Origin of the sequence: Holdemania sp. 1001095H_141210_F2, assembly GCF_015558105.1 — a bacterium.
Lineage (GTDB): Bacteria > Bacillota_I > Bacilli_A > Erysipelotrichales > Erysipelotrichaceae > Holdemania.
Map to the genome: position 1 here is coordinate 113824 of NZ_JADNPO010000008.1, position 16668 is coordinate 130491.

The window sequence follows — 16668 nt, forward strand, 5'->3', positions numbered from 1 at the left end:
CTGATTACCATGCTAAACCCACTACTTTGCATTGTCAAGTAGCTAAACAAGATAATTTTGCCAGTTTTTACGGCTTGGGGACAAATTTTACTTTTTTTTATTGCCTGATTGTGATAAAACAGATATAGAAGAAACGAAACAGGGGGACCAAACGAAATGGCAATTTATCAAATCTTAGAAGAAATTAAAGATGTCAGAAAAGAAGGAGAGCTGTGCGAGTTCAACGGCTACCTGGAAGATTACCTGGAAGTCATTGATTCTTCCGAAGATCAGCCGATGAAGGATATCCTGCACGCACTGTTTGAAGAAAATCATGATTTGAAGATCTGCGTGAATCTGCGCGCCGATATCAACCGGCAGGTGATTTCCAATCAGATCATCCGGTATAAAGATGCATTTAAGCTGCAGGGGCATCCGGTGATCTGCCCGATCATCGTTTATGGCAAGCAGGACGATGCCGAACGCGCGCTGATCTTAGTCAAGCACAGCGACCGCAGCTATCTGTATGCCAAGGGTCTCTATTATACGCTGACGGAGCCATACAGCTTCCTGGCCGACTGCAAGAACGAGCTGGTCGCAGTGACCGCCGAGAGTGTCGACGGCGTTCTGGCGACGTTCCGCAAGCTGTTCAGCGTCAAGGCCGGCGCACTGCAGCGGGAAGCGGACCGCAGCCGTTTCTCCAACTATGAACAGCTGAAGAAGGATGCGCTGGACGAAGCGGAAGCCGTCAGGGAAAATGCGGAAACCGAGCTGCACGAAGCGGAAGACAAAGAAGCGGCGATCTATTCGCTGGTTGTTCGTTGGTTCTTGTTGAAAAAAGTGGTTTACGTTCAGTACATGGTCAATAAAGACATGCTTCAGAACGTTCATGAAGGCAACATCAAGAAACAGCGCAATCAGGCGAAGATCAACGCTGACGAAATCCCGTTCATCTCTTACAGCGAACTGTGGAGAAGCATCTAATCCAGTAAATCAAGCGGCAGTCATGGGAAAATCACTCATGACTGTCTTTTTTTTGTGTTTCGGCATTTTTCATTGAGCAATCGCTTAAAAAATCCGGAATAAGTAGAAAATCTAACCAAAAAATAACCTCGCTTTGATAGGATATAACCATCAGGAGGTGCATCGAGTGCAAAAAGAACGGGTATTCTGGTTCTTAAACCGAATGATCTTTCCCCTTCCCGGGAAATCTGATCAAAAAATGACGCTGCGGCAGTCCGCGCAGAGGTCCAGGATGAACTTCCGTAACGGACTGACAGAGAAGAATCCGCCAGGACCGGTATCCTGAGTGCAAAGGATTCGGATTCCACGGTATAAAAGTTTCAAATATTCTGAGAGGAGCAGGAAAATGCAAAGAAGTCTACAAAATCTGATGAATAAGCTGTTGAAAACCGGCGTAGCCATGATGTTGGCTCTGACCGCAATAAACTATCAGTCCGTCATGGCGGAAGGCGCTGAGCCGAAACAGCCGGGCGAAGGGAATACGGAAATGCGGGAGGGTCAGAATAATGATCAGGAATCGGAAGCCGGGAACACTCCGGCGACGGCTGATCCGGTGAATTCGCCGACGCCGACCCCGGAAGTCGCGCCTACGGCAACCCCGGAAGTCATGCCGACCTCGACTCCGGAGGCCACCCCGGCAACAACGCCGACTTCGACGCAGGAAGCCACCCCGGAAGTCACCGACTTCGACGCCGGCGGGCGATGAAATCCTGAATCCCGATCTTGAAAATTCACAAACATTCGATTACAAGATCACCTATGTGATCGAGCCGGAAGCAGCGGCAATGATCGAAGGCCCATCCGGCATGAATGCGGAAGACGAAGCTGTCTTCACGGTTGAACCGGCTCAGGGATATCAGATCGTCAGCGTCATGGTGAACGATGAACTGACAGAGCCGATGAATACGGCGGATGAAACAGAAACAGACGGCGCTGAAAAAGTAGCCGTGCAATATTCCATTGCCTCAGCGCAAGACGATGTCACTGTCGTCGTAGCACTGGAAAAAGAGGAAACCCGCATGCCTGCCGCCGTCTATACCGCTGAAACGGAAGACGCAATCATCACGGTATCCGCACCGGAAGGCGCATTTAGTGAAGAAGTCCGGCTGCAGGCTGAAAAGATTACGCAGCCGGAGGCACTGGAAGCCGTGGCCGATCAGGTTGAAGACGCGCTGGATGAAACGCAGCTCCTCGTCGCTCTGGCCGCTTATGATCTTACATTTTACGCGGTGAACAGTGGGGAAGAAGTGGAGCCGGACAGCGGTGTTTCCGTCAATATCAGCTTGAAAGCGCCGCTGACGGAAACCCTTTCAGAAGTTGCTCAGGAGTCGGAAGTGCAGGTTGTGCACGTGCCGGACGACGCGGCGGCTGAAGTCGTCGCCTCTGCGCAAAATGCCAAAACTACTGAAATTACCTTTGAAACAGAAAGCTTTTCCACCTATGTCATCACGATGACGACGAAGGCGGCAGCCGGGTATAACGATAACGTTTACGCGACGCTGCAGGCGGCCATCAACGCCGCCGCGCAGGCAAACGATGCCAATCCGGTGATCGAGCTTCAAACTGACGTTGCCGAAAGCGTGACCGTACCGAAGGCGAAATTTGCGCAGCTGACGATTCATTTGAACGAAAAGACCTGGACGACAAACGGCGCATCGGCGATCACCGTCGGCAGCGGTTCCCTGAAAATTGAAAACGGAACGATGGAGGCGGCGGATGTTTACCGTCTGATTACCGCCAACGAAGCCGATGTATCGGTAACGAACGTTACATTTCTGGGCGGATACAACATTGACAACGAAGAAACAATCTTGATCAACAGCAACCGAAAATCCGCAGGCGGCATGGTGCTGGTGGTTAACGGAAATCTGACCGTGGACGCCTGTACGTTTGACGGCGCAGCCAAAGGAATGGTGAGTGACGTCGTTTACGGCGGCGCGGTCGCCATGATCTCCGACGACGCCGATCAAACGCTGGCGTTCTCATTGACCAATTCAACGTTCAGGGGAAATCTGGCGCAGTATGGCGGCGCAGCAGCCCTGATCATCGACGGTCAGGCCGCTGGCAGAACGATTGATCTGACAGTTGAAAATTGCGAGTTTGCCGATAACCGGTATCTGTCTAACGGCGGCGCGCTCTACGCCACAATCAATAACGCCAACTCCAACCCGACCTTCAACGTCACGATCAACGGCGGGCAGTTTGCAAACAATAAACCGCTGGCCAACAGAGGCAACGGCGGTGCGCTGAGTATCCAGGGACAGACAAACGCTGACGCTTCGCTGAAGATTGCCGGCACGACAATCACCGGTTCGCAAGCCTTGAGCAGCTATGGCGCAGCGATCTCTGCCGAGAAAATTCCGGTGACGTTAACAAACGTTAAAATCAACGACAATATGACCTCAGGCAATGGTACGGTCTACGTAACCGAGAGCAGTCTGGTAGTGAAGGATTCCGAATTCAAACAAAATTCCGCGTCCAGCGGCGGTGCGATTTATCTGAATAAACCGACGGCAGACTGCCTGTTCCAGAACACGCTCTTTGACGGGAACCAGTCGACCGCGACGTCGAAGTTCGCAACCAACGGCGGCGGCGCCGTATTGATCAACGCCATCCCGAATAACCGGAATCTTCAATTCGAGAACATCACGGCGATCAACAACAGTGCCAAATACAATGGCGGCGCGCTCTCGTTGAATGCCAGCGGCGCCAACGAGATTCACGTCGAGATCAGCGGCCGGATTGAAAACAACACGGCGGAAAATAACGGCGGCGGGATTTATCTCAATAAGATCAAAACGACGACACTGGCGGATGTGATCATTACCGGCAATACCGCGAACAAGACGTTTCAAGGCGTTGGCGGCGGCCTGTTTCTGGCGCCGGTCTCCGGAGCCGTTCTGAACTTGAACGACGGCACGCGGATCTACAAGAACTTTACGCCGCACGATACAATGGTCAACAGTCAGGCCGGCGCTGTCGGCGCTTCCTCTGAAATTCTGGCGGCGAACACCGCGTCCGCCAAAGCGACCATCAACATCGCGGAATCGGCCTTGAAAACGGAAACGGAAGACGCGATCTATACGCTGAACCTCTATACGCAGAAAAATTTAAAGGACTTGTATCAGGGCTATTACAGTCTGGTGGAAGTACCGAAGCGAATTTATTTAGCAGCCGACGAAACCTTCCATACCGGCGAAAACGACCAGGTAACCCGGACGTTGGCGGAAGCGGCGCAGGCAGCGCAGGATCAGGGACTGAATAAAATTTATGTCTGCACTACTGTCACGGTCACGGCGGCCGATGAGGAAATTCTGAATCAGCGCGGACTGACGCTGGTCCGCTGCAGCGAGCACCACGACTCCTCTTTGCTTGAGATCAAAGGCGAAGTGACGCTGGACGGCGCGCATCTGGACGGCGCCAGCATTGAAAGCCGGAATTCGCTGATTTCGGTCGGCAGCAACGCCAAATTGAACATCACTGGAACGACGCTGATTGAAAACGGCGTTGCGGACTACGGCGGCGGAATTATCGTGAATCAGGGCCTGCTGAACATGACCGGCGGTACAATCCGCGGCAATCATGCGACAAAGCTGGGCGGCGGCGTTTATGTCCAGGGATATAAGGCGGTCGTTAACTTTGACGGCGGCACGATTATCGGCAACCATTCCGCGGTTTATGGCGGCGGCGTCAACGTAAGCGATAAAGGAACGGTGAACTTCGGTCTGTATGACGGCCGGACGCTTGTTACCCAGAATACCAGCGTCAGCGAAGGCGGCGGTATTTGTTACGAATATTCGTCGCAGGGCAAGATCTATCTTGCGACCTTTACCGACAATGAATCCACGGCCAATTCCATGTATGTCAGCGGCGGTGCGATCTCGATCCAGCAGAACGCTTCGGTAGAAATGAAGAACCTGTATGCGAGCGGCAACCGCTCGACCAGCGGTTATGCGCACTATGGCGCGCTGTATACCTGCCCGACTGGGGAAACGGCGATCTTTGAGATCAACGGCGCACTGATCATCGACAACAAAGATAAGAACAATTACAGAACTACGGATATTTATCACAACAGCGGCCGGGACGGCAATCGAGTTTACGTTTCCGACGTAGCGCCGGGCGGCGGCGAGATCACATTTGTCCGCAGCAGCAATCCGGATGAAGTGCTCGACCGCAGCGCTTACCAGTATACGTCAAATTCCTTTTCGATGATCAGCCAGGCTTCCGAGCAGACCCGACAATGGGCTAAAGAAGCGGCCGAAGCGCACGGCGTCGTCGTGACCGGAAACCGGGGCGGCGGCCCGGGCTTCGCGATCGCCAACAACGGTCATTTACAGATCGGCTCCGATACCGAGGCATTGCAGGTGATCAAGACCTGGACTGACGCCAATGGCAAACCGTTAAAAGAACATCCGGATCAGGTGCTGGTCTACCTCATGCGCGATGGCGTATCGATCGATGAAACGACCCGCAAAGACGCCTCGGTCATCCTGTCCGAGGACAATAACTGGAATTATATCTGGACGAATCTGGAACCTGGCCATGACTGGACGATCGTGGAAGCGGGAATCGACGGATACTCGGCGATCATCAGCGAAAAGGTCAAGGCCGACGCACCGTTCAACGGCGAATTCGAAGTTGAAAATTTCTATCAGGTCAAACTGGATAACCGCAAGGATGCGCAGGTCAAAAACTATACCCTCTCTGTTGGAAAAACGGTGATCGAGCCGCAGCCTTCCGACGCGGTGTTTGAATTTACAGTCAAGCTGGGTCCGACAAAAAACAAGTTGTCCTATTATATCACGTCGGCCGACGGCCAGAAAGGCAAGCTGAAGCCGGTCTACGATTCGGAAAACCTGACGATCGTCTTAAAAGGCGGCGAGCAGTTTACGTTAACAGGTCTTACGCAGGGAACGGAATATTCCATCGAAGAAGCCAAAGGTGATTATCTTGTCTACATTGACGAGGTCTTCACGGAAGACCGCACGGCCTCCGGCGTCGTGATGAACAAGGCGATCGAGATTGCCTACACAAACATTGCCAAGGTCAACCTGGCGATTGAGAAACAGCTGCAGCGTTACAGCGAAACGTACAAAGGCGCAACCTTCGTTTTTGAAATCACCGGCACACCGGAGGATGAAAACAATCCGGCAGGAGCCTATAACAACATCGTCGCGCTCACTTTCAACAGCGCGGGTTCTGAAACCGTGGAAATCAACGATCTCCCTTACGGACTGAACTACACAGTGAAAGAAATTTACAGCGGCAGCGTGTATGATGCCGCAGGGGCGGATACCTTCCAGCTGCCGGTCTCGCTCTGGAGCGCGTCGGCGGATCAGATGCCGGAAGGCGTTACGCTGATGAGTGATGAAAACGGACGCCGGCTGGGCTTGAAGGTGACGGCCGTCAACGATTTCAACGAAAATCAGAACAGCGGCAGCGGCGTGATCAACAAGTATGCCGTTGACAACGGAAAGATCGAAGTCACGCCGGTTTACGAGAAGGCTGAATAAGGAGGAGTACCAATGAAAAAGAATTTCTGGAAAAAGCCCTACGGAGCAATCGCCTTGATCATGGCACTCGTTCTGGGCTTCGCCGTCAATCCGTCGCTGGCTTATTTCACGGATTATACGACGGCTGCCGGCACCGCTCCGGTTGCGCTGGAGCCTTCCCATACGGAGATCATCGAGATCTTAAACGGATTGGATAAACAGATTCAAATTAAAAATACCGGAACGTTGGAAGCGTTTGTCCGGCTGCGGATTTTCTATCCTGCGCTGGACAATCTGGATGTCAAGATCACTGCCGGCGCCGGCTGGGTTTGGGAGGAAGCGGAAAACTGCTGGATTTATACAGAAGTGCTGAAGCCGCAAGCGAGCACCACGGTCGTTCAGGTGGATGTCGACGAAACGAAGGCCGGAAGCCTGACGCAGGATTTCCAGATCGTCGTCGTTCATGAAAGCGTTCAGGCGCTCTATGACGGCGATCATCCGGATTGGAACCTGAGCTGGTCCCATGGAATGGAAAAGGGGGAATAAGCGGTGCGTAAAATAAAATATGGTCTGATCGCCTGCGCGGCCGTGCTGGTCATCGCCTTGGGCGTCGGTGCGGCCCGGGCAGTTCCGGCAGCCCGCAATGAAGAATATACGGCTGAAATCGCGACCAGCGAACTAACGGTCGGGCTTGTGGAAAACGGCGTGCTGATCCCCAATGAAGGCGAACTGTTGACGAATACGTTTAAGGAAAACGTCATTCCCGGCAAGAATTACACCGAAGAACTCAGCGCTGTGAATACCGGCGAGGTCGAGGAATATATCCGCGTCATCGTGACCCGGCGCTGGGTCAAAGTGGTCAAAAACGAAGATGGATCAACGACGGTGACCGAGATTCCGGAAACGGAACTGGATCCGGCGCTGATTCGGCTGTCGCTGAAGGATACCGACTGGATTGTTGCTCCTGCCTCCGGAAACAAAGAACAGGTTGTTCTCTATGGAAAACACATTGTAAAAGCTTCGGAAACGGTGATGTTCAATACAGAAATCTCCGTCGATCCGAAAGTCGCTTCAATCCTGACCCACACCGAATTGGAAAATGGATCGGTCGTGTCTTCTTATGATTACGATGCGGACAGCGTGCAGCTGCAGCTGATCGCCGAAGTGGACGCCGTGCAGGTCAATAACGCACAGGACGCGATCTTAAGCGCCTGGGGCGTGAAGGTCAACATTGCGGATGATGGAACTTTAAGTTTGGCGGAATAGGAGGAAAGTTAACATGAAGATGATGAAAAAAGCCATGAGCTTTCTGATCGCCGCCGGGTTTCTGATCACGCTGGCAACGCCGGTATCCGCAGAAAGTCAGACTGGATCGGATCAATGGCAGGTCGCGTTTGACGGGCAAAAGATGAAAGCCAATTATACCGCCGCGGATTTCGCTGACTCCTTCAGTGATCTGCAGCCGGGCGATACCGTCAGCATTGAGATTACACTGAAGAATGTCTGCGGGGAAAAAGCAGACTGGTACATTCAGAACAATATTCTGGATATTTTTGAAGAAGCGGATGCGGCCGATGGCGCGTATACCTATCAGTTAACCTATACGGAACCGGGGGCTTCAGCTGTGACCCAGGTGCTGTACGACAGCCGCTCAGTCGGCGGGGAAAGCACGGAAGGCGGCGCGGGCTTAAATCAGATCAATCCGACGCTGGGCAGCGATTATCTGTATCTGGATACGCTGGCGGATGGCGAACAGGCCAGGGTAACGTTAACCTTGGGACTGGATGGGGAAACGCTGTTAAACGCCTATCAGCGCAAATCAGCGGCTTTGTCGCTGTACTTCGCGGCAGAGATTGCCGAGACGACCGTAACGGTCAATGAAACCAAAACGAACACGATCGTGAATACCGTGGTGAAAACGATTGTTTCCCCGCTGACTTCCGATGGAAGCTCGCTGCCGCTGCTCGGCGCACTGGCCGTAGGCGCGGTGATCGTGCTGATCGTGCTGATCGGAATCAATAAACGCAGAAAAGCAAAGGAGGAACGGTAAGATGAAGAAAATGATGCGGGCGCTTGTCACATTCTTGACGTTATGCTCGTTGATCGCCAGTCAGGCTGCGGCGCTGAGGGCGGAAGAAAATCAGGGCTATGGCTATTCGCTTACGCTGTCCTCCGGTTCCGGAGCCTTTACTGAAATCATGGCTGATGCGGTGACGGTCAACGGTAATCCGGTTCAGGCAACCGCAACGGATCATGAAGTGACGATTTCCGGACTGCATTATGGCGACGCCGTGCAGCTGAATGTTCAAACTGCAGGCGCGGTGACGCACGCGGATGGTCGATATCATGTCCGCGGCTACCGCCTGAGCGGGCGCGACGCCGTCGTGGAAAACAATGAAGTCATTACGGTAAAAGGCGACGCCAGCTACGTTGTGGCGTACAGCGTACCGGGGAATCTGGTGGCTTACACGATTCATTACGAAGACGCCGAAGGACAGACGCTGGCTGCTTCCCAGACATTCTATGGCACGATCGGCGATCCGATTTCGGCAGCCATGCTGAACATCGACGGCTATGTGCCGACGCCGGCTTGCCAGCAGCTGATTCAGAACACGCGTCTGGCTGCGGAGAGCGCGGAGAATGAATTTACGTTTGTCTACGAAGCCTCCGCCGTCCGCACGACGACCAACACGAACGTGGAGACCGTAACGCGCACGGAAGAAGTGACGAATACAATCGGGGTTCAGGTCAACAATCCGCAGCCGCCGGTCAATAACGGCCAACAGGAGCAGCCGGTAGAAGTTGTAGAAGATAACAACACCCCGACAAACGGCGGCCAGGAAGTTCCGCAGCAGGAAACGGTGGAAGAAGCGGTAACGCCGCAAAGCGGCGGCCAGGCGGCAGGCGGAATGAATCTCTTCATGATCGGCGGTATCGTTGCCCTGATCGCTGTAATCGGATTGATTATCGTGGTTATGAAGAAGGAAAAAGAAGCTGACAGCGAGGAATAAAGGAGAAAAGAGTCGGTCCGGATTTATTTCCTCGTCAGAATGATTTAAAATGGAAAGGATTCCGGCGGGTCCATTCTGAAAAAACGATACGGACAACAGAAGTAAAAACAGAAGGACATCGCAGGGTGTCCTTCTGTTGTCTGACTGATTAAGAGGAATGGAAATATGAACTTGCTAAGACCGGGTAGGCTTTTTCAGCTGATCGCCCAGAAACATCAGAAGGGCGGCGGCCGCCAACAGCGCAAGCATGATGAATTTGCCGGAAGGACTGGATAAAAACAAAGCCAGAGGGCCCAGCCCGGGAAAGACCGCGACGACTTTGCCAATGAAGCGGGCATACGCGACCGGTTCGCGGTCTTCCGCCTGATTGGCGTCGCCCTTTGTGATCAACTGTGAATGTTCCGATTGATTTTCCACGACCCGGTGGGTGACGACGGAGGATGAAGCCGCGCCTGCGCGGAAAACGATGACCTCGCCGCTGGAAACGGCAGCGGGATCCGCCGATTTTGCGCAGACCAGACTGCCGGTGGGAATACCCGGTTCCATACTGCCGCTGGTTATGGCGTAAAGATGAAGCCCGGAAAGCGGGGGCAGGGTCAAAAATAAAATCAGAAACAGTGAAACTGAAATCAGAATCAGACCGGCGCCATGATAGACAACGCTCAGCCGGCGCTGTCCTGGCGAGGATAAATCCGTTTTGATTTGCGGTTGTATTTTCATATTCAGACTCCTAACGTTTATCTTCATTGTAAAGCGATTTGACGGGCAGTGTCAAATTAAAAGACAGAGGGAAGCGAGGAAAACGTCAGTGAGCGTTGTCAGCGCTTCAGACAGAAAGGGGGGAGCAGGATGAAGCAACGAAAAAAAACCGGACAGGAGCGTTTGATCTTTGCCGGTATGGCTGTCTGCATCGGCGTGTTGGTTTACTGCGCTTTTCAATTTAGCCGTTATATTGAGGAAAGCCGGAATCATCAGAAAGCCCGGGAAGAGGCTGTCAGCCGCTATGTGAGCGCGCAGCCGGCGGGTTCTGAAGATGCTGCGGACTTTTCTGTGGATTTTGCCGGACTGCGCTGCGTGTCAAAGCATGTGGTCGGCTGGATCCGCATTGCCGGATTGGAAGTTATTGATTATCCGATCGTTCAAGGCTCTGATGATACATATTATCTGCGCCATACCTGGGATGACCGCGTCAGCCGGTATGGAGCGATTTTCATGGAATGGGAGAATCAGCCGGACTTTAACGACCTGCATACGATTCTCTATGGTCACAGTATGAACGACGGAAGTATGTTCGGCAGCTTGAAGCAGTATGCCAATGCGGATTTCTATTCCCAATTCGGCGGAGAGATTACGATCAGCCTGCCTGCGGAAACACGGAGATATCGGATATTTTCCGTTGAATATGCGCAGCCGGACGCGTTTAACGTCTATACGATCGGCTTTGGTCACGATGAAACCTACGCGGAGTTCATCCAGGGCTTTCATGAACGGGCGTTATACAAAACCGATGTGGAAGCAACCCGGGCGGATTCGGTTCTGACGTTGTCGACCTGTTCGGATAACGGGGAGCGCCGGTTTGTCGTTCATGCCCGGCTGGAGTCTGTCCAGCCGCATAATTCATGAGAAAGCAGGGCGATCCAGCTCTGCTTTTTTTTACCGCATCGTGAAACCGGAGCTTCGTGGAAATCCTTGAAACCTGTGCTCGCGTTTAACACGTCTTGTGGACATTGAGGAAAGATTTATCAGGAGAAAATAATAAATTCTATAATTATATATGATTTGTGAATAATTTATTCGACAGGTTTGCGCCTCCATGATAGACTAAGGAAAAGGGAGGAAACTTTGATATGACAATGCAGGTCAGCTTTGAAAAAATCGACGTCACCCCGGCGCTGCCGGTCCGGCTTTCCGGCTTCGGCAAGATCCGCTGGGCACAGACTGCCCATGATCCGCTGTATGCCCGTTTGCTTTTGTTCAGCGGGGAACAGGAGACGCTGTGGATCCAGATCGACTGGTGTGCGGCGGACGCCATGCTTTACCAACAGATTGCGGAATTAACGGGGATTCATGCGCCGCATCTGATCCTTTCTTCGACGCATACGCATTCCGGCCCCTGCGGCACGGTGCGCTGCGATCAGGGAATTCTAAAGGGACTGGAACCTGTTTTCGGCGAGTATAACGCCTGTTATGTAACGGAAACCGCCCGGCGGATTGCGGCGGGTGTCGAGCGGCTGCGGACGCAGAAACAACCGTTTGCGTGGCGGATTCTGCGCGGTACCGTCAGCGGGTTGGGGACCGACCGGCATGATCCAACGCTGCCAAGCGATCAGGACGCGTTTGTTCTGGAACTGATCACGCAGGATAAGAAACGCTGTCTGTGGACGCGCATGGCCTGTCATCCGACGGTGCTCAACGGTGAAAATCTGATGTTGAGCGCAGACTTTCCGGGCGCGTTGGAAAGCTGCTTCGCGGATGCGGAGATGGTCGCCTTCGTCAACGGCAGCTGCGGCGATATGAGCACACGGTTTACCCGCCGGGAATCCAGCTTTGCGGAAATGGAGCGAATGGCGCAGCTGGCGGCCGATCAGCTGAAAACGCTGCTGAACCAGCCGGAGCCGCTGTCCCCGGGCGCGAATCTGACGCTTGAGGTTCATCAGAAAACCTTCATGGTTAAGGCCAAGGTCCTCGATTCGGTTGAAGTCGCGGAAGAAAAAGTAAGGACGCTGAGCGCACAGGTCAAACAGGCACGCAGGGAAGGCGCTGATGCCAAAGCACTGCGTTTATTGGAATCGCTGAAAGAAGGTGCAGAGAATAATTTACTGTCCTGCCGCAACGCTTCCGGTCTGCGCGAGATCCCGCTGTCAATTTCCTGCATTCAGCTGCCTTCCGTCAAGCTGATCACCGTGCCGGTCGAGCTTTTCAGCAAGCTGAGCAATCCGGTGAAGGCGCGCTGGAACGCGGAATTCATCGGCTACACCAACGGCTATTCGCTGTATATGGCGGATGAAAACGCCTATGACCAGCAGTTCTACGAAGCGATGAGCAGTCCGTTTGAAAAGGGCGCCGGAGAACAGCTGATCCGTGAGATCGGCGACTGGCTGGCAACGTTATAGAAAGAACTCCCGGAATGGGGCAGAACAGGAATCCGGAGGATATAGATGGATTTCAGCTTTATTTCATCGGTGATTGAGATTTGCGGGCGGCCTGTTTCAGGCCGCTTTTCAAATCTTTGTCTTGAGTGCGGTTTGAAGCGTCATAAGCGTGAACGATTTCCCGCGCACACGTTTTAAATCATGGTATAATAAACGCGAGTTTATAAAATCAGACTAGCGCTCCAGAACTTGAGCAAGGGGGAACAAAATGAGAAATTCCTGGATATTTCCGGTGTTGTTTTTTATGGTTATCTTTGGATTTGGCGGGATCTTCAGCGGCTTGCTTTTTCCGCTGATCATCTTTTTCATCATTTATAAATCAGTGACAAAGAATAATGAGGAGCGGCAGACAATCCGCCGGCGTTCTTCTTCCGGGCAAAGCCGCACGCGTCTGTCCGGCCGGCAGAGCGATCTGGTCAACGAAGCGCTGAGCCGCTATTTCCGCACGCATGAAAAGCTGCCGCTGCTGGAAGAAATCAGCCTGCGGCCGGAAAAGGCGGAATACACCGGACTGCGCAATCTGGTCCTGCTGAAGGACGACGACTGCATCGGCACGCTCGACGAGTTCGGCGAACGCTATCCGCGGTTGTATAACGAGATTCTGCGCTTACTGGTGGAGTTCGCCAAACAGCCGCAGACGGAAGAAAAACCGCAGACCACGGCTGATCAGAAACCAGAAGTCCCGGCGGAAGAAGCCGATTTGCCGCAGGCAGAGCCGGCTCAGCCGGAGCTGGATCGGGCGGAAGCCTATATTGAAAAAATCAACGCTCTGAATACCGAGATTGCCAACGAGTCCATCACTAACGGCCTGTACCAGACCTGCGCGCTGTTGAAACATCTGGCGATCGCTGAGGAAAAATTCCCGGAGAATAAAGATAAGCTCGACAAGCTCTATCAATACTATCTGCCGATTCTGCTGGACATTCTGGAAAATTACAAGAACATCGGCCAGTCTGCGTCCAATCATGAAGATTTCCATGAAGCGGAGGATCGCCTGAACAAGACGATCATTCTGATCAACGAAGCGATGAAAACGATCAGCGCGACGATGGCGGAAGACGATTTGATGAGTTTATCCGCTGACATGACCACGCTGGAAGCCCTGTTGAAAAAAGATGGTCTGGTTCAGGAAGGCACGCTCTCCGGCGTCAGAAAGTAGGTGAATCCATGAGTCAGAAACGTAAAAACACCGATTATTTAGATGATTTGTTTGATAAACACTTCAATGATAAAGATTTCATGAATACCAACCTCGCCGATTTCGGACAGATGGTGCGCGACACGATCAATGAGGAAGCCCGCAAACAGGGCTACGATACGATGAGCGATCTGATCAGCGGCGAGATTCAGGAGGGTCTCAGCGGCAGCAGCCGGACCCGCAAACGTCCGGTCAGCGCCGCCGTGCATCGCCGTCACGGCCGTTACCGCACGCGCTATGAGTATGTGCGGGAGATGCTGGAAAACGTCGTGTATCCTCCGCGTCAGCGCGGCTATTACCGCGATGGGCATCAGGATGCACTTCAGCGCTATCTGCGCCGCATGGCGATCAACCAGAATGATATGATGATGTATGAAAAGATCGTCGACGAGGAAATCCGCAAATATTACCAACAGAATTCCCGTCAGCGAAGCAATAAATATGACGAGGGCTATTACGACGGCCTGAAGCTCGTCGCGCGCGCGTTGAAGCAGTCACGCGATTTGATGATGGAAGAGATCAGCGACCGGCTTGCGGCCGCGCTGAAAGTCTATTAGAGGATAATCCATGGCAAAGGATAATGAAAAAAAAGATCTGGAACAGTTGATGAATTCGATGTTCCGCGGTCACCGGCTGAATACCGTTTCGGCCGAAGACTATCTTGAACAGGTTAAAAAAAGTCAGAATGAAGTGCAGACGGGTCTGGATCAGGCACAGTCACATCAGAAACAAGTGGAGGATACGCTGAGCACGACGGAAAACGCCGTCGATCAGCTCAACGCGATCCTGCATCAGCAGAGCGAGGATTTACAGAAACAAGCAGAGGCCCTGCGCGATCAATCCCGCGATCTGGGGTTTACCGATCAGGATTTTGCGAAGCTGCAGGCCGAGGTGCAGAAGGATTTCGGGATTTCGGTCGACGTCGAGAATCATCAGAAGCGGCAGGCTCAGGATCTGCGGGCCGTGCTGAATGGAATGCAGGAAGCCGCAAAACAGACGGAGACCGTCGTTTTAGGTCAGGAACCGTTTCTGGCGGATTTGGCGCGGGCTTTTTTCCGCCCGTTGGCCAGCGGGCAGCCGGAGGACCAGCTGCGCAATGTGTTTGTGATCAGCGGCCCGGCCGGCAGCGGCCGGCATCTGGCCCTGGCCACGATGATCAACATTCTGGCGGAAAAACACTGGCTGGCCAGTGCGGAGGTCGTGACGATCAACGGCTCGCATTATGCCGGCAGCGATCAGGAAAAAGTCTTCATTCAGGACATTTACGCCGCTTCCTGCGCACCGGCGGAAGTGATCGTGATCGAACAGGCGGAAGCGCTGTATCCGCCGTTTCTCAACCAGCTGATGAAGCTGTGTCAAAATGAAGAAGTGACGTTAAACAAGCGCTATGTTTTGAATAAAGGAAAACAGCTGGTGGAAGCCGGCAGCTCATTAGTGACGCAGACGGTGTCCACCTTGAAGCTGACGAACAAATATATCGTCTTTCTGACGACTTCACGCAAGGCACTGATGCAGAACTTCCCGAATTCGATGGTGGAACAGATTCTTGATCAGCCGGCAACCCAGCCGTTAAGTCAGGAGGTGCTGCTGACGATTTATCAGCGGCTGTTAAACGAAAGCGTACAGACCGCGAAGAAACAGCTGAACGTGACGCTCCTGTTGGACGACGATGCGGCGCAGAAACGGCTGGCGGTTCTGGAAACCTCTGCCGGGGCACTGGCTCTGGAAAAAGATGTGCGTCAGCTGAACGCAGCCTTAAACGAGCTGTGCCTGAAGCAGCCGGAGCCGGTTCTGGAGGTTCGTGCGGAAGCGGGACGGGAATGGGTTTTTGAAGTGAACGGCCAGCGGTTGGCGATTTCGGATCTGATCCGGCTGGAAAAGGACGATCTTGACGCGATCCGCAAGGAAATGGACGCGATCGTCGGTCTGCAGGAAGTCAAGGACACGCTGCGGTCGATGGAAGAACATTACAAAGTGACGCAGCTGCGGCAGAAACAAGGGTTAAAAGCCGCCCCGCTGTCCCGCCACATGATCTTTACCGGCAATCCGGGGACAGGCAAGACGACGATGGCCCGGCTGGTCGCCCGGCTGTTTAAGGCGCTCGGCTTGTTAACGCAGGGGCAGCTGATCGAGGTCAGCCGCAGCGATCTGGTCGGCCGCTATGTCGGCCATACCGCGCCTTTGACCCAGCAGATCATCGAATCCGCGCTGGGCGGCGTGCTGTTTATCGACGAAGCCTATTCGTTAGTCCGCGGCAAGGACGACAGCTTCGGTCTGGAAGCCGTCGATACGCTGGTTAAGGGCATGGAAGATCACCGCGACGATCTGATCGTCATTCTCGCGGGTTACAGCCGTGAGATGGAAGAATTCCTCAACGCCAATTCCGGCTTGAAATCCCGGTTCCCGAATATTCTGAATTTTGCCGACTACACCGGCAGCGAACTGACGCAGATCGCTGTTTCGCTGGCGCAGGGCAAAGATTATGTGATCGACGAGAGCTGTCTGAATGATCTGACGATTTATTTCAACGCCGTCCAGATGAATTCCGCCGCCCGCAGCGGCAACGGCCGTCTGGCCCGCAACACGGTGGAAAAAGCGATCCTGAACCAATCCCGCCGCATTCTCAGCGACCCGCAGGCACGAATGGATCTGTTGCTTCGGGAAGATTTCGATCTCGAACTGTCCGCATGAATGCGGGTCTATGAACAGCGGTGAGAAAGATGATAAATCAGCGAAGTCTCCAAGACTAAAACAAGCTGTCCTCTGCGGCAGCTTTTTCGTTGAACGCTGCGGGCCAAGGTTTAAAATCA

General features: G+C 53.3%; 13 protein-coding genes. 12 read left to right on the forward strand and 1 reads right to left on the reverse strand.

Going from position 1 to position 16668, the window contains the following annotated elements; all coding sequences use genetic code 11:
* Positions 1-156 precede the first annotated feature (156 nt).
* The 7 genes from I2G61_RS07290 to I2G61_RS07320 all read left to right on the forward strand — a co-directional run bounded on the left by I2G61_RS07290 (position 157) and on the right by I2G61_RS07320 (position 9508).
* Positions 157-963 (forward strand): hypothetical protein, encoded by an 807-nt coding sequence (locus I2G61_RS07290; RefSeq protein ID WP_072685091.1) that lies wholly within the window; start codon positions 157-159, stop codon positions 961-963.
* A 385-nt stretch (positions 964-1348) separates the two neighbouring features.
* The gene (locus I2G61_RS07295) at positions 1349-1708 is read left to right on the forward strand and encodes a hypothetical protein (RefSeq protein WP_195548088.1); all 360 of its coding nucleotides are present in this window, start codon (positions 1349-1351) and stop codon (positions 1706-1708) included.
* A gap of 79 nt (positions 1709-1787) precedes the next feature.
* Complete coding sequence (locus I2G61_RS07300; RefSeq protein ID WP_072685089.1) at positions 1788-6518, forward strand: Cna B-type domain-containing protein; 4731 nt, start codon at positions 1788-1790, stop codon at positions 6516-6518.
* Positions 6519-6530: 12 nt separating this feature from the next.
* Positions 6531-7043, forward strand: a complete 513-nt coding sequence (locus tag I2G61_RS07305) for a hypothetical protein (protein ID WP_195548089.1) — start codon at positions 6531-6533, stop codon at positions 7041-7043.
* A 3-nt stretch (positions 7044-7046) separates the two neighbouring features.
* Positions 7047-7763: a hypothetical protein gene (locus I2G61_RS07310; protein ID WP_072685087.1), complete on the forward strand. Its 717-nt coding sequence runs from the start codon at positions 7047-7049 to the stop codon at positions 7761-7763.
* Between the two features lie 13 nt (positions 7764-7776).
* Complete coding sequence (locus tag I2G61_RS07315; protein ID WP_072685086.1) at positions 7777-8547, forward strand: hypothetical protein; 771 nt, start codon at positions 7777-7779, stop codon at positions 8545-8547.
* A 1-nt stretch (position 8548) separates the two neighbouring features.
* The gene (locus tag I2G61_RS07320) at positions 8549-9508 is read left to right on the forward strand and encodes a MucBP domain-containing protein (RefSeq protein ID WP_195548090.1); all 960 of its coding nucleotides are present in this window, start codon (positions 8549-8551) and stop codon (positions 9506-9508) included.
* Between the two features lie 174 nt (positions 9509-9682).
* Here the strand turns inward: I2G61_RS07320 and I2G61_RS07325 are convergent, their stop codons facing one another.
* The gene (locus tag I2G61_RS07325) at positions 9683-10228 is read right to left on the reverse strand and encodes a signal peptidase I (protein WP_159432814.1); all 546 of its coding nucleotides are present in this window, start codon (positions 10226-10228) and stop codon (positions 9683-9685) included.
* A gap of 129 nt (positions 10229-10357) precedes the next feature.
* Here I2G61_RS07325 and srtB point away from each other — a divergent pair, with 129 nt between their 5' ends.
* The 5 genes from srtB (at position 10358) to I2G61_RS07350 (ending at position 16549) form a co-directional block, all read left to right on the forward strand.
* Positions 10358-11131, forward strand: a complete 774-nt coding sequence (srtB, locus tag I2G61_RS07330) for a class B sortase (RefSeq protein WP_072685084.1) — start codon at positions 10358-10360, stop codon at positions 11129-11131.
* A 224-nt stretch (positions 11132-11355) separates the two neighbouring features.
* Positions 11356-12621: a hypothetical protein gene (locus tag I2G61_RS07335; RefSeq protein WP_195395560.1), complete on the forward strand. Its 1266-nt coding sequence runs from the start codon at positions 11356-11358 to the stop codon at positions 12619-12621.
* 247 nt (positions 12622-12868) lie between these two features.
* Complete coding sequence (locus I2G61_RS07340) at positions 12869-13819, forward strand: hypothetical protein (RefSeq protein WP_195548091.1); 951 nt, start codon at positions 12869-12871, stop codon at positions 13817-13819.
* 8 nt (positions 13820-13827) lie between these two features.
* Complete coding sequence (locus I2G61_RS07345) at positions 13828-14415, forward strand: hypothetical protein (RefSeq protein WP_072685081.1); 588 nt, start codon at positions 13828-13830, stop codon at positions 14413-14415.
* 10 nt (positions 14416-14425) lie between these two features.
* Positions 14426-16549, forward strand: coding sequence for an AAA family ATPase (locus I2G61_RS07350; protein WP_195548092.1), 2124 nt, complete (start codon positions 14426-14428; stop codon positions 16547-16549).
* Positions 16550-16668 lie beyond the last annotated feature (119 nt).